The sequence below is a fragment of the Bacillus cereus group sp. MYBK95-2 genome, from assembly GCF_051915225.1.
Lineage (GTDB): Bacteria > Bacillota > Bacilli > Bacillales > Bacillaceae_G > Bacillus_A > Bacillus_A cereus.
The window spans coordinates 718,858-742,460 of the sequence record NZ_JBQAEH010000001.1; the positions used below are offsets into that span (position 1 = coordinate 718,858).

A 23,603-nucleotide genomic window follows, 5' to 3' on the forward strand; every position below is an offset into this window, starting at 1 on the left:
AGAGGGGGACATAATCGTTCCTCCTCTTATTATGCAAAACATTCGTTTTGCAGGTATTAGCACCGTTTCAAACATTTCGTTTGAAGGTTGCCGGGTTTCACAGGGCCTTTCCCTCCACCGCTCTCAATAAGAGTTGTCTTTATTATTTTATTTATGTAGCTAAAAGGAAATGCGTTCCCCTTTTAACAATGTTTGTTAATTTTTTAATAAATTTAGCATGCACAAAAGTAAAAGTCAATGACACTTGCGGAAAAATAAAAATTATTTAAAATAAAGTTGCAATTCAGTTATATTTTATTGTAAAGTTAAAAACATAATAAAAATTTCATACGAACATTCTTATCTAGAGAGGTAGAGGGACTGGCCCTGTGACGCCTCAGCAACCATTAACATTTTGTTAATAAGGTGCTAATTCCAGCAAATTGTGAAAGATTTGACAGATGAGAAGAAGACTCTATTCAAACCGAAAGCCTTCTTCTTAGAAGGCTTTTTTTATTTTATATTCACTTAATGTTTCAATTTAAAAAGGAGGAATTTTCATATGTCAACAATCGAAACAAAACTAGCACAAATCGGAAATCGCAGTGAAACTACAACCGGAACGGTTAATCCACCAGTTTATTTCTCAACCGCTTATCGTCACGAAGGAATTGGTAAATCTACTGGCTTTGACTATTCACGAACTGGCAATCCAACTCGAGGTCTTTTAGAACAGGCGATCGCAGACTTAGAATATGGCGAACAAGGTTATGCCTGTAGTTCAGGGATGGCGGCTGTTCTCCTCGTCCTTTCTCTATTCCGCTCTGGAGACGAACTTATTGTATCTGAAGATTTATACGGGGGAACGTATCGATTATTTTCTGAGCATGAAAAAAAGTGGAATGTTCGATGTAGATACGTAAATACACAGTCTATTAAACAAATTGAGCAAGCTATCACAACTGAAACGAAGGCTATTTTCATAGAAACTCCAACTAATCCATTAATGCAAGTTACTGATATTGCTGCTGTCGCAACTGTAGCGAAAAGGAACGGACTACTCCTTATTGTAGACAACACTTTCTACACACCTTATATACAGCAACCATTAACAGAAGGTGCTGACATTGTACTTCATAGCGCAACGAAATATTTAGGGGGACATAACGATGTACTAAGCGGGCTTGTCGTTGCAAAAGGAAAGGAACTTTGCGAGGAAATCGCTCATTATCATAATGCATCAGGTGCAGTTTTAAGCCCATTTGACTCATGGTTATTAATTCGCGGTATGAAAACGTTAGCGCTTCGCATGAGGCAACATGAAGAAAATGCGAAAGCAGTTGTTGCGTATTTAAATGATGAAGACGGGGTGACAGATGTATTTTATCCAGGAAGAGGTGGCATGATCTCATTCCGCCTTAAAGATGAAGCTTGGATTAATCCATTCTTACAATCTTTATCCTTAATTACATTTGCCGAAAGTCTTGGTGGTGTAGAAAGTTTAATGACTTATCCAGCAACGCAAACACATGCTGATATTCCTGAAGAAATTAGAACAGCAAACGGCGTATGCAATCGTCTTCTTCGATTCTCAGTTGGCATTGAAAATAGTAACGATTTAATTCAAGACTTAAAGCAAGCAATTAAACTCGTAAAAGAAGGTGTAAGAATATGAGCTATTCTATAGATACACTCTTACTACACAACCAATATAAACACGACTCGCAAACAGGCGCTGTGAACGTTCCTATTTATAACACATCAACTTTTCACCAGTTTGATGTAGATACGTTCGGAAAATATGACTATAGCAGGTCAGGAAACCCAACTCGTGAAGCTCTTGAAGATATCATTGCTTTATTAGAAGGCGGAACAAAAGGATTCGCCTTTGCATCAGGCATTGCAGCGATTTCCACTGCATTCCTCCTTCTTTCACAAGGTGATCACGTACTCATTTCAGAAGATGTGTACGGAGGCACTTACCGAGTGATAACTGAGGTACTCTCCCGTTACGGTGTTTCACATACATTTGTTGATATGACCAATTTAGAAGAAATAAAACAAAACATTAAACCAAATACAAAGCTCTTTTATGTAGAAACACCTTCTAACCCACTTTTAAAAGTGACAGATATTCGCGAGGTTTCTAAACTCGCAAAATCTATTGGGGCTCTTACTTTTGTTGATAATACATTTTTGACACCACTATTCCAAAAACCACTTGAACTTGGAGCTGATGTCGTTCTTCATAGTGCTACAAAATTTATTGCTGGTCATAGTGATGTTACTGCCGGATTAGCAGTAGTAAAAGATTCAGAACTCGCTCAAAAGCTTGGATTTTTACAAAATGCATTCGGTGCTATTTTAGGACCTCAAGATTGTTCTCTCGTACTTCGCGGTCTAAAAACATTGCATGTACGCCTCGAACATTCAGCTAAAAATGCCAATAAAATCGCACATTATTTACAAGAGCACTCTAAAGTAAAAAATGTCTATTATCCGGGATTACAAACTCATCTCGGATTTGATATTCAACAATCTCAAGCAACATCAGCTGGAGCGGTCTTATCGTTTACTTTGCAGTCAGAAGATGAACTCCGCAAATTTTTATCAAAAGTAAAATTGCCTGTTTTTGCAGTTAGTTTAGGAGCTGTAGAGTCAATTCTTTCTTATCCAGCAAAAATGTCACATGCAGCACTGTCGCAAGAAGCTCGTGATAAAAGAGGAATCTCTAATTCATTACTTCGGTTATCAGTCGGTCTTGAAAATGTTAACGATTTAATATCCGATTTTGAAAATGCCCTTTCTTATGTAGAAGAACCTGTAAATGCATAGAGAAAAAGAAGATATGAGATTAGGTTTTCATATCTTCTTTTTATGCGGTTTAGCTATATTCATTTGAATTTCTTCTTTTCTTATAGTCCATAAAAAATAAAAGTATATCATCTATTTCTAAATAATGGATTAATTGATATATTAAGAAATAAAAAGGGGTGAAAATAATGGATACTTGTGCAGATATTTTAATCGTTATCGATTTACAAAATGGCGTATGTTATAGCGAGGAGCATTTATTTGATTTACAGAACTTACTAAAAAAAGTAAATAAAAGAATTTATTCATATAGAAAATTAAATAAACCAATCCTTTTTGTTCAACATTGTGATGATGATTTAGTACCCGAGAAAGAACTTTGGGCTATTCATACCGATCTAGATGTTCAAGAACAAGATTTTTTTGTAAGAAAAACACATGCAAATTCATTTTATAAAACAAACTTAAAAGAAATTTTAGATCAATTATCTGTAAATCGCATTGAATTTTGTGGCGCCCAAACAGAGTACTGTATGGATGCAACGATTAAGTTTGCCCACGGACTAGGATACGAAAACTTTATGGGACAGAAAACAACCTCTACGTTGAATAATCCTTTTATGTCCGCAAAAGAGACAATTGATTTTTATGAGAACATATGGAATCACAGATTTTTAACGTTGCTAAAAGATGAATTTTAGAATAAATGACTAATGACTTGATCATCCTAAGATTTATCAGCCGTAATCAAATATTTCATTATCACCATAAAGAAGCGAATGACATTCAGCTTCTTTTCTTTTAACCTGTTTTATATTCTATATATATCATTATAATTCCTTTGTCATATTATTTTAAAAATTTAGTATATTCATTTGAAAGAATAAGAAAATCATGATAAAATTGTGTTACAAATATATCTATATCTTTCAATTTTTAAAACGCATCGAAATTTTCACCCAAAAATGTCATTTTACAAAAACATGCTAATTTACCTATTTTATTTACATCCGGGTCTCTTTTCTTACAATTTCTTTACTTTAGGACTTTTTTTCTGCAACAACTATTTTCTTTTCTTTAAATTTTTGGTATGTATAGTATGGTATAATAGCTCACACGGAGGTGGAAAAGAACATGTTAGAAACCTTTCAAAAAGAATTAGAACTATATGAAAGTAATGCAGAATTATTAAAAGTGCTAGCTCATCCTGTTCGTTTATGTATCGTAAAAGGATTAATCGAGCGCGGTCCAAGCAACGTTTCTACAATGTATACTGGCTTAAACATGCCACAATCTACAATTTCACAGCATTTAGCAAAATTAAAAAGCGCTAAAATCGTTTCTAGTGAAAGAAAAGGATTGGAAATTTATTACAAAGTAGAGAATGAAACAATCATTCAACTCGTTCGTGTATTATTAGGTTAGGGACTAATAATCGCAGAAAAAGAACGTATTCTATATTTTTTATCTCATATCTTTAATATAAATATATATCATGAGAGGAAATATATAATACTACATAAGTCGTATTAAAAAACAAGACACAGTATATACTGTGTCTTGTTTTTTATATTGTTACATACTGATCCAAATGTAAATGTTGCATATCTTTTGTATGTATAACAACATCAAACGAACTCCCTACTCCTCCATTTAAAATCATAGAACGAACTGCTCGATTTTGTTTTTGCGTTTCAGAAAAAGGATTCGTATCTTGATGGCTCGTAAGCTGTTCTAATATCCCTGCAGCTAACAAGAACTCAGATTGTTTCTTATGCCATACTGCACTCATTCCTTGCATACTAAAGATCTCCTTTAGCTCGTCCCAATGAACATGAGTAGTAAGATCCATTTCACCTGGATGCGCTAGTGGGTTACGCATTAGCTTATGCTGATAATATCCTCGCAAACTTCCTTCGCGGTGTGCTGGATGCATCCATTCTTCTTTTGTGTATCCGTAATCAACTGTAATACATATACCTTTTTGAAACCATTTCGAAATTTCTTTTATATACTCCTCCATAACAATTGGTACTTCAAAACGTTGCCCTTCAGCAATATAAATATTATATTTCAATAAATAGCGACCAATTCTTTTATTTAACGGCCTACATACTTCTGAAAGGTTTCCTTCCTCTGTATATGTAATACGTACTTCATACAATATACCATTTCTTTTCTCAATTACTTCAACAGGAAATGCATCAAACAACTCATTCGAAAAAAGAATTCCCTCGAAAGAATCTCCCATTTCACTATAGGAGGTATAGTACGATACATTAGAAAATGAGCCAAGTTGCTCCTGCTGTAATTTCCTATGAAAAGGGCTCACTTCAATCATTGAATAGTTTAAATTAATAAAGGTGTTTGGAGATAATTGCTTCCATTCTTGTAAAACATCATAGGCAAACTTCCCTGTTCCCCCACCAACCTCACAAATATTCGAAGCAACTTCACCATTTTCAACAAGACGAATAAAAAGTTTAGCAAAAGTTTTTGCAAAAACAGAGGATACATTGCTACTTGTAAAAAAATCCCCTTGTCTTCCAATCTTTTCACGTTCTTTCATATAATATCCATGACCCTCCGTATACAATACAAGGTTCATATACGTACTATATGAAATTGAATAATCCTTTTCTTTCCCCATCCATTCTCTTAAAATGAGCTCCATTCCCATAATAACTCCTTATTGTAAAAACGGATTATTTTCTTTTTCAAAGCCAATGCTTGTTTCTGGACCATGTCCACATAACACCGCTGTTTCATCTGGTAATACAAATAATTTCTCTTCAATACTTCCAATTAATTCAGCAAAACTTCCACCAGGCAAATCTGTTCTTCCAATGCTCATTTGGAACAATACATCTCCTGAGAATACAGCATTCGCTTCTTTACTATAATAAGAAATACTTCCTGGAGAATGTCCTGGTGTCTCAAAAACTTCAAAATTAAATGATCCAATTGTTAATGTACCTTCTGCATCAATAATATGATCCGCTGGTTTTGCTGTAATACTGCGGTTCATCATAAAAATTTGAGAGCCGTTTACAGTTGCATCTCCTAACCAATCTGCTTCTTCTTTATGTACGTACACAGGAATATAAAAAGCGTCTCTTACGGCATCAACAGCACCGATATGATCAAAGTGAGCATGTGTTAATAAAACAGCCAATGGTTTTAATTGTTCTTCTTGTAAATATGTAACGAGCTTTTCACCTTCATGACCAGGGTCAAAGATAATGCACTCTTTTTGATCGTTCATTAAAATATAAGCATTTGTTTGTAATGGGCCTAACGGCATTTGTATCCATTTCATATAAAAATCTCCTCCAGTTATTAAAAACTTACTTTTAATGATACAACATTTCTTTCTCTGAGGAAAAGAAAGGATGCTATCTCGACAATCATTTTTAAAACATGTACAATATAAAAGAGTAAATATTCCAAAAACTCATAATAAGAAATGGGTAGACAGAGGAGGATATTGTATGGGCCTTGTTATTATTTTTACACTTGTCACTCTGTTAGCTGTATTTGCTACGCTTAGAACACTTCGTGAAAAAAACTTTTTCGCGAGCGGCTTTGCAATTGCAACTGTACTCGTTTTCGGATGGTTTACGATCATGACTGTTCTATATAACGGGTATCCACCAGCAGCTTAATTCGTTTACACTTTATTCTTCATCGAGATTTTACACAAAAAGAGGAAGGGTTCCCCCTTCCTCTTTTCATATTTCACAACTTATATCATCTTCGCTTCGTATTTGTGCTTTTTTACAAGCCAAGCTCCTCCGATAACACCTGCATCATTACCAAGTGTTGCAATAGCTAACTTCGTGCTCTTTACAGCACGTGAGAAAGCGTATTGCTCGAAATAGCGTTGAATTGGTTCTAATAGCGCATCTCCAGCTTTAGACACGCCTCCACCAATAACAATTTTCTCTGGGTTCAATGTACTAGAAAGGTTCGCTACAGCTAATCCTAAATAAGAAGCTACTTTTTCTACTACTTCACCTGCTAATTCATCACCTTGTCCAAGTGCTTCAAAGACATCTTTTGATGTAATACGTCCTTCTTCAGCTAACATAGAACGCAACACGCTCTCTTTATTAGTCTCTTGTATTTTTTGCATAGCAACACGTACAATACCTGTCGCAGATGCTACTGTTTCTAAGCAACCAGACTTCCCGCAATTACATGGGAAAGCATTTTCTGTAACGACTGTAATATGTCCAATCTCACCAGCAGCACCACTCACGCCGTGTACAATCTCACCATTGGCGATTACACCACCACCAACGCCCGTACCAAGTGTCATACAGATTAAATCTTTTGCACCTTCACCAGCACCTTTCCACATTTCACCAAGCGCTGCTAAGTTCGCATCATTATCAATAACAACAGGTAATCCTGTTTCTACTTCTAATAAATCTTTTAGCGGATAGTTTTTCCATCCTAAATTAACCGCTTCATAAATCATTCCAGACGCCACATGTACAGGACCAGGAGCTCCCATACCAATACCAATTAATTTGCTCTTCAATTCGCCTAATTCTTCTAGCTTTTTATCAATTGCTTTCGCAACATCAAGTGTAATATGTTTTCCTTGCTCACCTGTATTCGTAGGGATTTCCCACTTATGTAAAATTTCACCGTATACATTAATAAATGCTAATTTAATCGTTGTACCACCAAGGTCAACACCAACTAACCATTTCTCTTCCATGTTGCTTACCTACCTTTATCTAATTCTTATTTAGCTCTTTTTGAATTTCTTGCTTCAATAAAAATAAAGCTGTTTGATAGTCTTGTGGATCGATTAGCTGTGATTGATTTAATTCACGCAATTCATCTTGCATTAATTGTAAATCTGCAATTCGATCTCCCGTATAAATAATCGTACCAAATTTCTTTAGCAATTGCTGAATATCATAAATAGATACCATTTCATCACCCTCTATGCTCACTTACTATAAAAAATTATAATAAGAAAACGTTCACATATTTTATTATAATCAAGAAGAAAAAGTCTCGTCAATTTTTATTTGTCTATACAAGCTTATTTATAAGCAGTGTTCCTTTTTCTGTAATAATTTTTTCTATGTTTTTATCAAATGGCTCTACTGGAATGTGTTTTACCATTTGAAAATCATACGCTAATGACAGCGTTTTCCCTTTATAATGCACGAGATAACGATCATAATAGCCACCGCCGTACCCAATTCGCTCTCCTCGTTCTGTATAAGCTACGCCTGGGACAATTTGAAGATCAATTTCATCCATATTCACTTCTTCCGTAAGCCCGGGAATCGGTTCACGTAAATTCATATACACCGTTTCTAATTGATCAAAATCATTAATTTGCCGGAAGGACATCGTTCTAGTTCCTTTATTACACTTAGGAACTACAACTTTCTTTCCTTCTTCCCAAGCTTTTTCGATAATAGGATATGTATTCACTTCATTTTCCATTGAAAGAGTAATTCCAATTGTTTTAGCTTCAACCCACTCTTTTTGCGCATACAACGAAAATGCAATCTGTTCTGATAAAGTTGTATACTGTTCTTCTGATAAAGAATTCATGTGTTCTATTATTTGTTTACGTAAACGTACTTTCTCTGCTTTCACACATTCTCCCCCTTACAGTGACACTTTACTCTATGCTGATAGTGTATCACTTTTAACATAGGAATCGAATAAAAAAAGAAACAGTAGGAAAATATTCCTACTGCTTACTTTGTTTCACGGTGTAACGTAGACTTCTTGTCACGCTTGCAATACTTTTTAAGCTCGATACGCTCAGCGTTGTTACGTTTATTTTTCTTTGAGATATAGTTACGATCTCCGCATTCTGTACATGCTAGAGTAATATTCACACGCATTCTTATTTCCCTCCAGTACTAATAACTTAAATCAGACTATACTATAATACCACTTTTAAAATAAAAATTCTACACCTTTTGATATTGTCTAATTTTTTCTATAAGATTTTTCATATTTTCCCTTGCTATTACTGGGTTTCTAGCATGTGAATACACCAAAAATTTTGGTTGTTTTGTGTCAGAAACGATATAAGACCACTCTTTTTCAGTATATTTGAACTGTACTCCTTCAAATATACCTTCTCCCTTCCTTTCTATATCATCCAATAATTTCCTCATAATTTCCCCTTTTTCATTCCATGAACATACCACTTCATCATAAAGTAAATAGAGCGGAGGTGATTGCTCTACTATGCTGAGAAACGTTTTTCCTTGCAATGCTATTAGCTCGAATAATTTTCCAATCCGATATAAAATATCTCGCTTCCACCTTACTTGAAACGACTTTCTTTCATCCTGCGTATAAAATAGAAGATAACATTCTCCTAACTTCAAAGACATTGGGTAAATATTTCCTGTCGATTCGAGTAAGAAATCTGGAATATCGACCTCTTCCAAATCTGTACCTTGGTAAATATTACTATGTTTATCGTATAACTCGAAATGATTTCCTTGCTCAGAAAACATAAGAGCCATATTCGCTTTACTTGATTTCATCAAAGCTTTCACATGATCTTTTTGTTCGCTTGCATAAATCCATGTAACTGTACAACCAAGTCTTTGTAGAAAGAGCATAAGTAAATGTTGCAACGTATCATTTCTCTTATTAATAAGAAGATGAAACTTCTGCATCTGTATTTTCTCGATATCAATATGCCCCAATATAACTTCTATATACTCATTCATAGAAACATGAACCAGCTTATTTCGCCCCATCTCTTTCTCATGCACGTAATAAAACAATTCGGACATATATACTTGTTCTATCTCTTTTTGCTGCTTATACGTTAACGGCATGCCAGCTTGACCATACAACTTTATAACAATCTCATTCTCATTCTCCACTTGAATGAAAACCCCACCTGCACATTGCAAATGATGAACACTATATTGAAAAAGTGACTCGTTCATTTCTTTACATTCCATCGTATGAATCCCTATACCATGAATAGCATGTAAAAATAAATTTTTATAAGAGGTTGTTTCTATATTTTCTTGACTTCCAATTAATATACTTTCTCCTTTTTTAAAAAGAGAACCATACGCCATCGCAATCTTCACGATAAACTGGGGAGTAATTTCAACATTCCCTCTTCCTACAATGCGGCTTTTTTGTAACCACCCTGCACTCATTTCACTTTCTTGAATACCAGCCGCTCCTACTATCGAATGACTATCAATCGCCTTATAAGGCCATAGTTTTCCTTTTTGCTTAATTACCGTACTTCTTCCGATGTGACAGTGATCCGCTACAACACTTTTTTGAAACAGTGTAACATCATCTTCAACTATTGTACGCTCTCCTATTGTCGTTTCTAATAGTTCACAATACTTCCCAATGTGGGCATTTGCAAAAACAATACTTTTTTGAAGATGAGAATAATTTGAAACGATACTATTTTTCCCAATAATAGAATATGGCTCAATTACAGCTCCTGTACCAATCTTTGCTCCTTCTCCAATAAAAGAGGGGCCATGAATTTTCGTCCCTTTACCAATCGTCACCCCTTCTCCCATCCATACCATCGGTAATACTTCTGTATAAGGAATAGGTACTTGTAACTTTTTCGTTAACAAATCAAATTGTGCTTGTCGATATTGATTAAATGTGCCGATATCTAACCAATAACCTTCTGACAAATATGCGAATAACACATTTTTGTTTGCCAATAACGGAAACACATCATGACTGAAATCAAAAAATTGCCTAGGCGGTATGTAAGAAAAGATTTCTGGCTCCATAATATATATGCCTGTATTCACAACATTAGATACTACCTCATTCCAGCCCGGCTTTTCTATATATCGTGTAACCTCCTGGTCTTTATTCATTACAACCAATCCAAATGAGAGTGGATTTTCTACTTCTTTCACAAACATTGTTACCATTCTTTTCTTTTGTTCATGAAACCTAATTCCTTCTGATAATTGAAAGTCAGTTAATGCATCCCCGCTTATCACAACAAATGTTTCATCTAAAAATTGTTCTGCTTGTTTAATACTCCCTGCTGTGCCAAGCGGAGGAGAGTCTTCAAAATAATACAAGTTAACTCCCCATTTACTACCGTCACCAAAATATTGCTTAATGGTCGTACTCATATATTGAACAGTAATTGCAATTTCACGAATACCATGCTGGCGTAATAACTCAATATTATATTCTAAAACTGGTTTTTCTAATAATGGTAACATCGGCTTTGGAGTATTACATGTTAATGGTCTAAGGCGCCTTCCTTTTCCTCCAGCTAAAATAACCCCCTTCATATACTTCAGCCTCCACTTATATAATGTTCAGTAACTCCATATACCATATGTATATTCCCTATCCCACATGAACTAGCAGCATAAACTTGATTAGTTAAACACATCCTCATTTAGAAGACTATATAATTAAATTTCTAACCTATAAAAAAGTACATTTCAAACAACAAGAAAGCGCTTACTATAAATTGGTAAATAATACTTATTAACGACAAACATATATACTAATTTTCCCATTACATTATGATACATCTTATCATCATAAACTAAAGGAAACAACGAGCTTTTTTTGTCATGTTTTGACTAAAAAAAGCAGGTGATTTCTCATCACCTACTTTCATTCCTACTCATTCAATAAATAATGCTTTCCTTTTACTAAATAAAAGACATTTTCAGCAATATTTGTAATATGATCTGCTACACGCTCAATATATCTCGCGACAAATGATAATTGTGTAATTTGCGTAATTGCTTCTGGTTGTTCCGGAACTGAAGATATAAACTCACGAATTGCTTTTCCATATATTTCATCAACGGAATCATCCATTTCAGCAATTTGTTTTGCAAAAGTTAAATTTTCTTGTTCATATGCTTCTAACGCTAAATGCAACATCTCATTTGCAACCGCAAACATTTCATCTAGGTTGTGCAAACTAACAGCCACTTCTTTTTCCCCAAGACGAATTGTAGCCTTTGCAATATTAACAGCATGATCTGCAATGCGCTCTAAATCTGTCGCTGTTTTAATTGAAATAAAAATCCTTCTTAAGTCACTTGCTACAGGTTGCTGCTTCGTAATGAGCATAAGCGCAAGATTGTTTATTTCCTCTTCTAAATTATCCATGCGGTAATCACCATCAATGACCTCTAACGCTTTCTCTACATCTCTTGTATGCAGACCTTCCATAGCAATCAATAAAGCCGCATTTGCTAATTCTCCAAGCTCAATCACCTTTTGCTGTAACGCTTTTAAATCACCTTGAAACTGTTCTCTTACCATTTTTCTTCCCCCTCAATATTATGTGCCATTATATAAAAGTGAAACTTTAATCAACCCTCATCAATCGGGATTTGATAGGCAGCAAGATCCCCTCCCTAACTTCTTTGCTTTCGCTAAATTTTAAGGTGGGGGTCTTACTGCCCGCAAATAGCGGGGTAAATCTCCTACATAGCCTCTTACGCTTGTAATAAAACTTAAGATAAGGAGAAGTATTACTTCTTTATTAACAGTAAGATAAAATAAGAAATGCCCTCTGTTAAGAGGGCATTTGCTCTTAGCTTTGAAACGATATCAACCAAAGCGACCTGTAATATAATCTTCTGTACGCTTATCTGAAGGAGTCGTAAATAATTTGTTTGTATCTGTATACTCCACAACTTCCCCGCTTAAGAAGAAAGCTGTTTTGTCTGAAATACGCGCTGCTTGTTGCATATTATGCGTTACGATAACAATACTAAAATCTTTCTTTAGCTCTTGAATTAATTCTTCTACTTTTAATGTTGAAATTGGGTCTAATGCCGATGTTGGCTCATCCATTAAAATAACGTCTGGCTCAATAGCTAAGCAGCGTGCGATGCATAGACGCTGTTGCTGTCCACCAGATAAACCGTATGCATTATCGTGCAAACGATCTTTTAACTCATCCCAAATCGCTGCTCCACGTAAACTTTTTTCAACAATTTCATCTAATGTCTTTTTGTCACGAATACCATGGATTTTTGGACCGTATGTTACATTCTCATAAATAGATTTTGGAAATGGATTTGGCTTTTGGAACACCATTCCTACATGCGTTCTTAATTCTTCAACTGGATATGATTTATCAAATATATTGCGTTCTCTATACTCAATTACACCTGTAGTTCGAACGATCGGTACTAACTCTACCATGCGATTTAATGTTTTTAAGTAAGTTGATTTACCACAGCCACTTGGACCGATAATGGCTGTAACTTCATTCTCATGAATACTTAAATTAATATCTTTTAAAGCATGGTCTTCCCCGTACCATAAATTTAAATTTTTCGTATCAAATACTACCTTCTTTGGCGCAGTCTCGATTTTCTCTTCGTTTTTCACCTGTACATTTACTACTGTTGCTACCATTTGAATTCCCCTTTCATCCACTTCCAACTTATTTTCGATTTCGTAACCATAAAACAAATATATTGATAAATAGCAACAAACCTAACAAAACAATCATCCCAGCTGCTGCTACATACTGAAATTCTTCTTGTGGCCTACTCATCCAATTAAAAATTTGAATTGGTAGAACTGTAAATCTATCAAACATACTAAATGGAACATAATTTGCAAACGCAAGTGCCCCAATAACTAATAGTGGTGCAGCCTCTCCAATTGCTCTTGATATCGCTAACGTACAGCCCGTTATAATCCCTGGGAAAGCATATGGCAATACAATTTGATACATCGTTTGCCACTTCGTAGCACCTAATCCGTAAGAACCCTCTAATAAAACACTTGGTACTGATCGAATTGCTTCTTGACTCGCCACAACAACTGTTGGTAAAACGAGTAGACTCATCGTCAATGCTGCTGCAACTATACTCTCTCCTAAATGAAGAGCATATACAAAAATAGTTAAACCAAGCAATCCAAATACAACGGATGGTACTCCTGCCAACGTTTGATTATTAATCTCTATTATTTTTTTAAATAGAGATTCCTTCGCATATTGCTCTAAATAAAGTGCTGTTCCAACTCCAAATATAAAAGAAACAGGTATAACAATACTCATAAATAATATTGTCCCTGACAAAGCTGCAGCAATACCAGCTTCTTTCGGATTACGTGAAGCGAAATTTGTAAAGAAATCTATTGAAAGATAACTTATACCTTTTTCAACAATTTGAAACAGTAACAAAAACAAAATTACGATTGAAAATAAAATTGCTATATAAAATAACAATTTGTAAATTCGATCTTTTAAAAAGCGTGATGCCATATTTTTTTGTATTTTTTTATGATTCAACATTCGCATATTATGTCATCCTCCTAAAACGGCGCATAATTGACTGCGAAATGATGTTCATAATAAAGGTAAACAAAAATAACGTTGCGCCTACAGCATACATGCTGTAATACGTAATCGTTCCATGCGGAGCATCACCTAAACTTACTTGCACAATATAGGCTGTTAACGTTTGAATAGAATGTGTCGGATCAAGCGATACATTTGGTGTGGATCCTGCTGCAATTACAACGATCATCGTTTCACCAATTGCACGAGAAGCTGCTAATATAATTGCTGCCATAATCCCTGTAAAAGCGGACGGAAACACCACTTGTTTTACCATTTCAAACCGCGTCGCTCCGAGTGCTAATGAAGCTTCTTTCGTCCCTTTCGCCACAGCTCTCATCGCGTCTTCAGATAGAGATGCAATTGTAGGCATCATCATAAATCCGATAACGATTCCTGGACTAATCGCATTAAAAAACTGTAAATCTGGTATAATCCTTTGTAAAAGCGGTGTAACAACTGTTAATGCAAAAAAACCATATACAATTGTCGGGATACCTGCTAATAGCTCTAACATCGGCTTTAATATTTTCCGTGCACTATTTGAAGCATATTCGCTTAAAAATACGGCACACGCTAAACCGATAGGAATTGCTACAAACATAGCAATTGCTGTTACAAGGAACGTTCCACATATAAGTGGTAATATACCGAATTTAGGGTCTTCAAAAAATGGTAACCATTCTTTCTCCGTCAAAAAGGAGTATAATGATATTTTTTGAAAAAACATGATTGTTTCATTAGAGAGCGTAAAAACAATGCCAAGTGTCGTCACAATAGAAACACTAGCAATTATTTTTAGTAATAAAGGTACTATTCGATTGATTCGCTGCGTTTTTTTTCTTTGTTTTGTATTTCTTTCAATCAAATGTTGTACAGAAAATGTAATTTGACTTTTGTCATTATGAGCCAAAGATGAAAACCCCTTTCCACCCTGACATTACCTTTTTATTTCTGTTAACATACGCAGCTGTTCATTGTATTTTTCTTTTCTTAATTTTACATATCCGACCTCTTCAGCGAGGTTACCGACATGCTGAATCATAAACTCAACATAGTTTGCTACATTCATTTTATTTCGGATAGATGCATTATTCACATAAGTAAGTAGCGGCCTAGATAACGGCTCATACTTACCTGATTGAATGGTCTCTTTCGTCGGAAATACACCATTTACTTTTATTGCTTTCACCTTATCTCGATTAGCCATATAATAAGCATATCCTACAAAAGCAATGGCATGTTTATCATTCATTACCCCTTGCATAATAACTTGATCATCTTCAGACAAAGAGACTTTTTTTACAATGCGATGATTTTGTAAGATGACATTTTGAAAATAATCATACGTACCAGAGTCTACGCCTGGTGCATAAAACTTCACTTGTTCACGTGGCCATGTTGAATGAATTTGTGACCATCGCTTCTCTCTTCCATCTTCACTCCAAAGTAGTCGTAACTCGTCTACTGACATATCGTCTACCCATGTATTATGGCGATTCACAACAATCGTAAGACCGTCGTTAGCAACCTCAAAAGGTGTGAACTGAATAGAGTTTTTCTTCATTTCATTTTTCTCGACTTGTTTCATTACTCTCGAAGCATTATTTATATCTACTTCTCCTTTACTGAAACGATTAAATCCTCCCCCAGTTCCAGAAATACTGATGGAAATTTTCACGTCTGGATGCACCTTTGTATATTCCTCCGCTACTGCTTCTATAATAGGAAAAACCGTTGAGGATCCATCAACTCTCACTTCTCCCGTATCATTTAAAGCAAATGCAGTAGACATTTCAAAACAGAGGAACCATATTGATAATACGAAAACTTTAATCGGTGTACGCATCCATTTCACGTGTTCTTCCTCCTAGAAGTAACCGGAAATAACAGGATTACAGATATAAGAATACTGCTAAACTATTAATTCGGTTTTAATTGTTTGTAAAAGTTTTGTAAAGTTCCACAAAAATCAACATACGGTACAATTTTAATTCAGTAGTAGCTATTCATTTCCTCTGATGATTTCCCTATAAAACAGTTATCCCCTATCCCATCATATACAAGTATCATTTATACGGCCGCGTTTTTTCAATGTTGTATACTTGTCCACATTTATTACACGATATGCATAAACCATAAAAAAAAGCACACTATCTTTTCAGATAGTGTGCTTTTTTACAACTTTTTTATTCATCATCTTGCTCTTTATTTTTATTGTCTTTATCATCTTTTGGAGCTTCACCATTTACTTCCTTGTTTTTCAAATCAAAGTAAGCGTCCATAATTTCACGACCAATATATCCATTAATACCAGTCTTATCATCATGTACCCATGGAACGACAACAGAGAATGCTACTTCTGGATCTTCAAGTGGCGCATAACCTACTAATGTTAAGTTATATGTTTCCACACGTTCACCTTTTGCATTTCTACCAATCTCTTTATCTCCACCATACACAGTTTGCGCCGTACCCGTCTTCCCTGCCGCTTTATATTTTGCACCTGTAAAGTATTTTGTAGCTGTACCACCTGAATCATTATACACTTGTCTAAATCCTTCTTGAACATGTTTAATTTGCGATTCCGGCATATCAATACGATTTAATACTTTCGGTTCCATAGATTGAACAACTTTCCCAACTTCATCTGGTTTCACTGCCGGTTGACGAATTTCTTTTACAACTTGTGGTTGCATGCGATATCCGCCATTGGCAATCGTCGAAATATATTGCGCTAATTGAAGCGGTGTATACGTATCATACTGTCCAATTGATAAATCTAGTAAGAAACCTGGTTGACTACTTCTACCCATCTGACCAGCAGATTCATTCGGTAAATCAATTCCTGTTTTTACACCAAGTCCAAACTGTCCAAAATAATAACGCATCGTATCAAATGCTTTTTGAGGTATATCTAACGTACCACCTCTCACATATTTAACACCGGCGATATTCATCGCTGTTTTAAACATATAAACGTTAGAAGACATTTTTAAAGCTGTAAGGTCATTAATGTATCCCATCGTTTTCCAAGACGACTTCGTAGGTGTACCTTTTAATTTAATTGGTTCATCCAATTGCACCGATCCTGGTTGAATCGCACCAGTTTGATATCCAGTAAGTACTGTTGCACCTTTTACAGTTGATCCCATCGGATAAGAACTTGTCATGGTACCTAATGCAAAGTCATTTACTTTCGTTTGACCATCTTCGTTAACTAATTGTTTCCCCGCCATAGATAAAACTTCACCATTTTTTGGGTTCATCATTACAACGAATGCGCGATCTAAAAGAGGTTCGCTTCCTTTAAATCTCATTAAATTCTTCGCAAGAATATCTTCCACACGCTTTTGTAATTCCATATCAATTGTTAAATTCAGATCATTACCACTTTGTCCTTTTGATACATTAATCGTTTCTAAAATATTACCGTTTTTATCTGTAACATTTCTAACTTCTGCTTTCGTACCGTGCAGACTATCTTCATACTGTTGTTCAAGATAACTTTTTCCTACTCGGTCATTTCGATTATAATCACGAACAAGATAGTAATCTAGTCTTTCTCTCGGTAAGCCTTCATCAGATGTCGACACCCCACCTAGTACACTTCGGAATAAATCATCGTACGTATATTTTCGCTCCCAATCAACATTCGTATCTACACCTGGTAATGCTGCTAGGTTTTCACTAATAATCGAATATTCCTTTTCTGTAGCATCCTTTTTAATAACTTGAGGTGTCATTGCATATCCGCCGTCCATCTTACTTTTAATCGCTAGTATTTCTAGATCTTTTGCGGATAATTGATTAATCTCTTCTTCTGTTACACGACTTCGCTGACGCTCGTCTAATTCTTTATCATCAATTTTTTTATCTTTAAACTCTTGACGATCTTTATTCGTAATTTTTTCTTTAGCTTCCTCTTTATGCATAGCAAGCCAATAATCTTTTTTATCGCGATCTGTTAATTTATCTGTCGGTACTTCAATCAAATCTGCTAGCTTTTTCGCTGTTTCTAAGCGATCTTCTGCAGTTGATCCTTTCATTTTTGTAAATGTAATAGTACGAACGGCTGCATTATCTACTACAGGTCGCCCATAACGGTCAAATATTTTCCCACGCGGTACAGGATTACTTATCGTTGAGTTTTCTTTCTTCTCCACTTCATTCTTATATTCTTCACCGCGAACAATTTGTACATATCCGAGCCTTACAATAACCGCGGAGAACATTAAAAACACGCAGAAAAACAGCACGTTTAACCGAAAAGGAACGTGGGTCTTTTTCTTATTTTGCTTCTGCTTCTTGCTCATACAAACCCCCTCTACCAACAGCTATGTAATGTGAAAGGGACACCTTCATACAGGTGTCCTCACTGCTGTCTTACATCTTTTTCTATTCTAGCATAAAACAAACGAGAAGTTAACCTTCTGGTTCAGTTTGATTTTGCGCGTTCCCTTGCGTTACAACACTTGCTTTACTCGCATTTCCCTCATCATATTTGACATTTTTAACTGCAAAATAAATAAGAAAATGTCCAGCACCTAAAATACATAATAAGTAAGGTAAACTTTTTTCAGGTGGAAAGAATAGTACAGCACATAAAAAACTTAAAATGGAACAGATTCTTCCGGCGTTTAACCACAACTCCCGAACAACGACATATTCCACACGCCATTCTCTCGCATTTTTCGCTCTACCAATTACGTCATATGTCATTGATCCGTACGGAACAAGTAAAATAGGATATGCAATTGCAATACATGCCGCATAAATAAGTAATTTCGTGTATGTAACATTGAAAATAACTAAAAAGACGACAGCATATAAAATAATGCCTCCAAGTAAAATTGCTTTTTTTCGCCACTCCTTCTTTAACATACGAGCAACTAAGTAATAACATACAAAGGATACAGCAGAGTTCACTAAACTGTATTTCCCTAATGCAAACTCACTATTAGTTGCTAAATAAACATATACTGAAATGACAAAAATAAACGTTCCTTCTCTCAATCCTTGGAAAAAATGAGCTCGTGTAATCTTTCCCCAATTTTTATCAATCCGTCGTTCTTTCAATACTTGCACGATTTCATAACGCCCTTCACATTCTCTTTTAGATAAAAAGAAGCTTAAGACGACAGCAATTGCAAATAGAACTAATGAAAGAAAGAATATAACAGTATAGCCACTCCATTTCTCCATACGTGAAATTGTGTATCCTGCTGCTATTGGTCCAATCATTCCAGAGAAGGATGTAAGAAGTCCAAGAAACCCATTAAAGAAATCTCTTGTTTCTGGTTCTGTAATTTCAAATGTCAATAAGTTAAAAGCCAACCAGTAAAAACCGTATCCTACTCCTAAAAGAGCCCCCATTAATAAAATATACTGAGAAGCACTTTTCCCTGCTACTAAGACAACAATAAAAAAAATTGCGAGCGTCCCTACTCCTATTCGTAATAAAATCGAGCGATCGATACGTTTCGCTAATTTTCCCCCTACAAGAAATGTGAGAGGCTGTAATACCACGCTGGCTAAATTATACAAGCCAAGATTCACATAATTTTGTGTTTGTTTCCATAAATAAATATTTACAAACGTATTCGATAAAGAAATTGCGAGCGTGTATAAACCTCCTATAAGGAGCAATAACACTAAATCCCGATTCACTTCAACGTCACCAATTATATGTTTCCATTTCATACACAACTCTCCTTTACTTCATGTTCTAGTCTTCCAAAGACAAGCCCAATTATGTAAAAGGAAAGCATAGAAAAAAGCTAGGAGCTCTCCCCTAGCTTTTTCTATATTTATTACGATTATTTTGCTTCTTGGTAACGTTTTTCAGCAGCGTTCCAATCTACAACGTTCCAGAATGCGCCGATGTAGTCTGGACGACGGTTTTGGTAGTTTAAGTAGTAAGCATGCTCCCAAACATCTAAACCGATAACTGGAGTTTTACCTTCAGTTAAAGGAGAATCTTGGTTTGGAGTGCTTGTTACTTCTAACTCACCATTGTTTACTACTAACCAAGCCCAACCAGAACCGAAGCGAGTTGCGCCAGCTTTTGCGAATTCTTCTTTGAATGCATCGAAGCTACCGAATTTTGCTTCAATTGCAGTTGCAAGTTCACCTACAGGTTGTCCTCCGCCGTTTGGAGATAGGATTGTCCAGAAGAATGTATGGTTAGCATGTCCGCCACCATTGTTACGTACTGCTGTACGGATTGCTTCTGGTACTTCGTTTAAGTTTGCAACTAATTCTTCTACGCTTTTGTCAGCTAATTCTGCATGACCTTCTAAAGCAGCGTTTAAGTTTGTAATGTACGTGTTGTGATGTTTTGTATGATGGATGTTCATTGTTTCTTTGTCAAAGTGAGGCTCTAAAGCATCATACGCATAAGGTAAATTTGGTAATTCGTGTTTTGCCATTGTTATATTCCTCCCAGTTTATGTATTGCCACTTAAGTGACATACAACTTCATTCTACCCTAATTGCCATAGGGTGCAAACAAATAAATCACATTGTCTTGCTATCATTAAAGTAGCAAAATTCCCACTTCTTTTCAATTAAAATGCTCATATATTCCGTAAAAAAAGCTTCCTTCTACAAGGAAGCTTCCTGCTAACATAATAAACATGCGAAATGGATATGGACCCTGTAGGACTCGAACCTACGACCGGACGGTTATGAGCCGTCTGCTCTAACCAGCTGAGCTAAGGGTCCACAATTATGTATGTAACAACATATCAAATAGAGGAATTCCTATCGGATATGCTCTTTAAGAAATGTAAGATAAATTTACCATATAGAAAAGAAAAGTGTCAATTGTATTTTTCTTATTTAAAAGAAGAAAGTTAATAAAAGAAATTTAGTTATCTCCACTATATGTAAATATAATATATCTTGAGATTCTCTAGATTCCTACGTTACAATGATTTTATACATACATAAAGGAAGTGAATCTATGTCCATATTTACCCAATTCGTAAAAAGCATATACTCGCCTAAAGATATGGCGCTATTCCGTTTTCAAAAAATCGGTAAAACCATTTTGTATATTATGCTACTTTGCTTAATTACTACTATTCCAAGAACTTTTTTGTACGGTAGTTTTATCCAGGATGGTATTGGCATGGTAAATCAAGTCATCGATAAAGATTTACCTGATTTTAAAATCGAAAATGGCGAACTAAAAGCCGATATTGATCAACCTATTGAAAAAGAAGAAGGAAATACACTTTTCGTATTTGATCCAAATTCAACAGACCTAGAAAAATATCAAAATAAAACAGGTTTATTTGTTTTAAAAGATAAAGTAGTCTCTATGGGAAATGGTCAAACACAAACGTATTCTTATAACGATTTGTTAGGTGCATCTCTTGAGAAAAAAGATCTACAAGAATTTATTTCTTTATTCGATAATATTTATCCAATTTTATTATTTGTTATTGGATTCTTAGTGTACCTATTCCAATTATTCATCACTTTTGTAGGCGTGACTTTACTTGCGTTCATCGGTTCTGCTATGAGCGGTCAACGTAAACTATCCTATAAACAAGTTTGGACACTAACTGCATACAGCTACACGATCCCAACCATTTTCTTCATGATTATGGATTTATTCAAAATCGTCGTACCTGGAGCAACGTTCATTTATATCGCTGTTGTTTTAATCGTTCTATACTTAACGATTAAAGAGGTACCCAAACCGAAAGAAAAATAAAAAATGCCTAAATAGGCATTTTTTTTTTGGACAAGCATATATTCCTAGCAAAGGAGTGAAGAATATGAAGAGATTAGGTATATTCCTATTCGTGCTTGTTCTCGGTTATATATTTTATTACGATATAAAAATCGGTACTTTACCGATGTTAAGTTCATATAAAAAAACAACTGCTGCTCAAACAATTAAAAAAGAAAACACAGACAGTCAACAAAATAAAGCGAACAAAACAGAAAAAGAAACGGATGTATCTTATAAAACAATTGAAGTAAAAACTGGTGAGACAGTTCTTTCTATTACAGAACAAATTAACAAGAAAAAAATTCCTTCCATAGAAAAAGTCATTGACGACTTTAAACAATTAAACAAAAGTACATCTGCTACAAAAATACAAATTGGAAAGTCTTATAAATTCCCGTTATATCAATAAGCTATCACTTAATCCTTGTCAATTACATAAAGGCGCTGATACAATAGTAAAAGTGAAACCGAGTACTTCGGTTTCTATAGCCCTATATCACGTATACTATCATTGATATGAGGGACTAAATAAGAAACTTCTTTTATAAGGAGAGCGATCTATTCGTGAATGAAATGACTCATCGTACAAAAACACGTCCAGTTAAAGTCGGTAATTTAACAATCGGCGGTAATAATGAATTAATTATACAAAGTATGACAACAACAAAAACACATGATGTTGAAGCAACAGTTGCTGAAATCAAGCGTTTAGAAGAAGCCGGCTGTCAAGTCGTCCGCGTTGCCGTTCCAGATGAACGCGCAGCAGATGCTATTGCTGATATAAAAAAACAAATCAACATTCCACTTGTTGCTGATATTCATTTTGATTATCGCCTTGCTTTAAAAGCAATTGAAGGTGGCATCGATAAAGTACGTATCAATCCAGGTAATATTGGTCGTCGCCATAAAGTAGAAGCTGTTGTAAATGCAGCAAAAGAGCGCGGTATTCCAATCCGTATCGGTGTAAACGCTGGTTCATTAGAGCGACACATTTTAGAAAAGTACGGGTACCCAACTGCAGATGGTATGGTTGAGAGCGCGCTACATCATATTAAAATTTTAGAGGACTTAGATTTCCACGATATTATCGTATCTATGAAAGCCTCTGATGTTAACTTAGCAATCGAAGCATACGAGAAAGCTGCTCGTGCTTTTGATTATCCATTACATTTAGGTATTACAGAATCTGGAACATTGTTTGCCGGAACTGTAAAAAGTGCTGCTGGTCTTGGAGCAATCTTAAATAAAGGCATCGGAAATACACTACGTATTTCATTAAGTGCTGATCCAGTTGAAGAGGTAAAAGTTGCTCGCGAATTATTAAAATCATTCGGTCTTGCGTCTAATGCAGCAACACTTATCTCTTGTCCAACTTGTGGTCGTATTGAAATCGATTTAATTAGCATTGCTAACGAAGTGGAAGAATACATCTCTACACTTCAAGTACCAATTAAAGTTGCAGTACTTGGTTGCGCTGTAAATGGCCCTGGTGAAGCTCGTGAAGCTGATATCGGTATTGCCGGTGCACGTGGAGAGGGATTATTATTCCGTAAAGGGCAAGTCGTTCGTAAAGTGCCAGAAGAAACAATGGTAGAAGAACTGAAAAAAGAAATTGACGTAATTGCTGCTGAAATGGCTGCTGAACGAGAAAAAGAAAAAGAGACACAAGAACAATAAAAAGAAGGTTGCCACAATATTTGTGAGCAACTTTTCTAC

General features: G+C 35.3%; 23 protein-coding genes, 1 tRNA gene and 2 riboswitches. Of the genes, 8 read left to right on the forward strand and 16 right to left on the reverse strand.

The window, feature by feature from the left end:
• Window positions 1-23: 23 nt before the first annotated feature.
• Window positions 24-133, reverse strand: a riboswitch (SAM riboswitch).
• A 203-nt stretch (window positions 134-336) separates the two neighbouring features.
• Window positions 337-447: riboswitch (SAM riboswitch) on the forward strand.
• 94 nt (window positions 448-541) lie between these two features.
• From metI to ACTFN4_RS03740, 4 genes are all read left to right on the forward strand, one after another.
• On the forward strand, window positions 542-1,654 hold the full coding sequence (gene metI / locus ACTFN4_RS03725) for a cystathionine gamma-synthase/O-acetylhomoserine thiolyase (protein WP_000103897.1): 1,113 nt from the start codon (window positions 542-544) through the stop codon (window positions 1,652-1,654).
• On the forward strand, window positions 1,651-2,814 hold the full coding sequence (gene metC / locus ACTFN4_RS03730) for a cystathionine beta-lyase (protein ID WP_439962085.1): 1,164 nt from the start codon (window positions 1,651-1,653) through the stop codon (window positions 2,812-2,814). Before metI ends, metC begins: the two co-directional genes overlap by 4 nt.
• A 167-nt stretch (window positions 2,815-2,981) precedes the next feature.
• Complete coding sequence (locus ACTFN4_RS03735) at window positions 2,982-3,494, forward strand: cysteine hydrolase family protein (protein WP_000379156.1); 513 nt, start codon at window positions 2,982-2,984, stop codon at window positions 3,492-3,494.
• A gap of 433 nt (window positions 3,495-3,927) precedes the next feature.
• Window positions 3,928-4,218, forward strand: a complete 291-nt coding sequence (locus ACTFN4_RS03740; protein WP_000894377.1) for an ArsR/SmtB family transcription factor — start codon at window positions 3,928-3,930, stop codon at window positions 4,216-4,218.
• A 142-nt stretch (window positions 4,219-4,360) separates the two neighbouring features.
• Here the strand turns inward: ACTFN4_RS03740 and ACTFN4_RS03745 are convergent, their stop codons facing one another.
• A complete protein-coding gene (locus ACTFN4_RS03745) occupies window positions 4,361-5,473 on the reverse strand; it encodes a class I SAM-dependent methyltransferase (protein ID WP_000525154.1) in 1,113 nt (370 codons plus the stop codon).
• 9 nt (window positions 5,474-5,482) lie between these two features.
• Window positions 5,483-6,112 carry an MBL fold metallo-hydrolase gene (locus ACTFN4_RS03750; protein WP_000871231.1) on the reverse strand — a complete coding sequence of 210 codons (630 nt, stop codon included), beginning with the start codon at window positions 6,110-6,112 and terminating at the stop codon, window positions 5,483-5,485.
• A gap of 172 nt (window positions 6,113-6,284) precedes the next feature.
• Between ACTFN4_RS03750 and ACTFN4_RS03755 the strand changes: the two genes are divergently transcribed.
• Window positions 6,285-6,458, forward strand: a complete 174-nt coding sequence (locus ACTFN4_RS03755) for a DUF2759 domain-containing protein (protein ID WP_000524852.1) — start codon at window positions 6,285-6,287, stop codon at window positions 6,456-6,458.
• A gap of 80 nt (window positions 6,459-6,538) precedes the next feature.
• Here ACTFN4_RS03755 and glcK read toward each other — a convergent pair whose 3' ends face one another.
• The 14 genes from glcK to ACTFN4_RS03825 all read right to left on the reverse strand — a co-directional run bounded on the left by glcK (window position 6,539) and on the right by ACTFN4_RS03825 (window position 20,866).
• Window positions 6,539-7,522, reverse strand: a complete 984-nt coding sequence (gene glcK / locus ACTFN4_RS03760; RefSeq protein WP_000391704.1) for a glucokinase — start codon at window positions 7,520-7,522, stop codon at window positions 6,539-6,541.
• Between the two features lie 19 nt (window positions 7,523-7,541).
• Window positions 7,542-7,742 carry a YqgQ family protein gene (locus ACTFN4_RS03765; protein ID WP_000253699.1) on the reverse strand — a complete coding sequence of 67 codons (201 nt, stop codon included), beginning with the start codon at window positions 7,740-7,742 and terminating at the stop codon, window positions 7,542-7,544.
• A 103-nt stretch (window positions 7,743-7,845) separates the two neighbouring features.
• Window positions 7,846-8,424: a 5-formyltetrahydrofolate cyclo-ligase gene (locus ACTFN4_RS03770; RefSeq protein WP_000642749.1), complete on the reverse strand. Its 579-nt coding sequence runs from the start codon at window positions 8,422-8,424 to the stop codon at window positions 7,846-7,848.
• Between the two features lie 104 nt (window positions 8,425-8,528).
• Window positions 8,529-8,678, reverse strand: coding sequence for a 50S ribosomal protein L33 (gene rpmG / locus ACTFN4_RS03775; RefSeq protein WP_001265616.1), 150 nt, complete (start codon window positions 8,676-8,678; stop codon window positions 8,529-8,531).
• 69 nt (window positions 8,679-8,747) lie between these two features.
• The gene (locus tag ACTFN4_RS03780; RefSeq protein ID WP_000679334.1) at window positions 8,748-11,102 is read right to left on the reverse strand and encodes a sugar phosphate nucleotidyltransferase; all 2,355 of its coding nucleotides are present in this window, start codon (window positions 11,100-11,102) and stop codon (window positions 8,748-8,750) included.
• A gap of 340 nt (window positions 11,103-11,442) precedes the next feature.
• Window positions 11,443-12,099, reverse strand: coding sequence for a phosphate signaling complex protein PhoU (gene phoU, locus ACTFN4_RS03785; protein ID WP_439962086.1), 657 nt, complete (start codon window positions 12,097-12,099; stop codon window positions 11,443-11,445).
• Window positions 12,100-12,390: 291 nt separating this feature from the next.
• Window positions 12,391-13,206 (reverse strand): phosphate ABC transporter ATP-binding protein, encoded by an 816-nt coding sequence (gene pstB, locus ACTFN4_RS03790; protein ID WP_000226686.1) that lies wholly within the window; start codon window positions 13,204-13,206, stop codon window positions 12,391-12,393.
• Window positions 13,207-13,234: 28 nt separating this feature from the next.
• Complete coding sequence (gene pstA / locus ACTFN4_RS03795; protein ID WP_001242557.1) at window positions 13,235-14,101, reverse strand: phosphate ABC transporter permease PstA; 867 nt, start codon at window positions 14,099-14,101, stop codon at window positions 13,235-13,237.
• 1 nt (window position 14,102) lies between these two features.
• The gene (gene pstC, locus ACTFN4_RS03800) at window positions 14,103-15,053 is read right to left on the reverse strand and encodes a phosphate ABC transporter permease subunit PstC (RefSeq protein WP_000940918.1); all 951 of its coding nucleotides are present in this window, start codon (window positions 15,051-15,053) and stop codon (window positions 14,103-14,105) included.
• A gap of 27 nt (window positions 15,054-15,080) precedes the next feature.
• Window positions 15,081-15,998, reverse strand: a complete 918-nt coding sequence (locus tag ACTFN4_RS03805) for a PstS family phosphate ABC transporter substrate-binding protein (RefSeq protein ID WP_000871827.1) — start codon at window positions 15,996-15,998, stop codon at window positions 15,081-15,083.
• Between the two features lie 331 nt (window positions 15,999-16,329).
• Window positions 16,330-18,456 carry a peptidoglycan D,D-transpeptidase FtsI family protein gene (locus ACTFN4_RS03810; protein WP_000038992.1) on the reverse strand — a complete coding sequence of 709 codons (2,127 nt, stop codon included), beginning with the start codon at window positions 18,454-18,456 and terminating at the stop codon, window positions 16,330-16,332.
• 109 nt (window positions 18,457-18,565) lie between these two features.
• Window positions 18,566-19,843, reverse strand: coding sequence for an MFS transporter (locus tag ACTFN4_RS03815; RefSeq protein WP_000871384.1), 1,278 nt, complete (start codon window positions 19,841-19,843; stop codon window positions 18,566-18,568).
• 116 nt (window positions 19,844-19,959) lie between these two features.
• A complete protein-coding gene (gene sodA / locus ACTFN4_RS03820; protein ID WP_001052031.1) occupies window positions 19,960-20,571 on the reverse strand; it encodes a superoxide dismutase [Mn] in 612 nt (203 codons plus the stop codon).
• Window positions 20,572-20,792: 221 nt separating this feature from the next.
• Window positions 20,793-20,866 (reverse strand) — tRNA-Ile (locus ACTFN4_RS03825).
• Between the two features lie 241 nt (window positions 20,867-21,107).
• Between ACTFN4_RS03825 and yqgB the strand changes: the two genes are divergently transcribed.
• The 3 genes from yqgB to ispG all read left to right on the forward strand — a co-directional run bounded on the left by yqgB (window position 21,108) and on the right by ispG (window position 23,564).
• Window positions 21,108-21,866: a protein YqgB gene (gene yqgB, locus ACTFN4_RS03830; RefSeq protein WP_086403947.1), complete on the forward strand. Its 759-nt coding sequence runs from the start codon at window positions 21,108-21,110 to the stop codon at window positions 21,864-21,866.
• Window positions 21,867-21,930: 64 nt separating this feature from the next.
• The gene (yqfZ, locus tag ACTFN4_RS03835) at window positions 21,931-22,296 is read left to right on the forward strand and encodes a protein YqfZ (RefSeq protein ID WP_000825414.1); all 366 of its coding nucleotides are present in this window, start codon (window positions 21,931-21,933) and stop codon (window positions 22,294-22,296) included.
• A 164-nt stretch (window positions 22,297-22,460) separates the two neighbouring features.
• Entirely contained in the window at window positions 22,461-23,564 is a 1,104-nt protein-coding gene (ispG, locus tag ACTFN4_RS03840) for a flavodoxin-dependent (E)-4-hydroxy-3-methylbut-2-enyl-diphosphate synthase (protein WP_153577907.1), read from the forward strand.
• The last annotated feature ends 39 nt before the right edge of the window (window positions 23,565-23,603 follow it).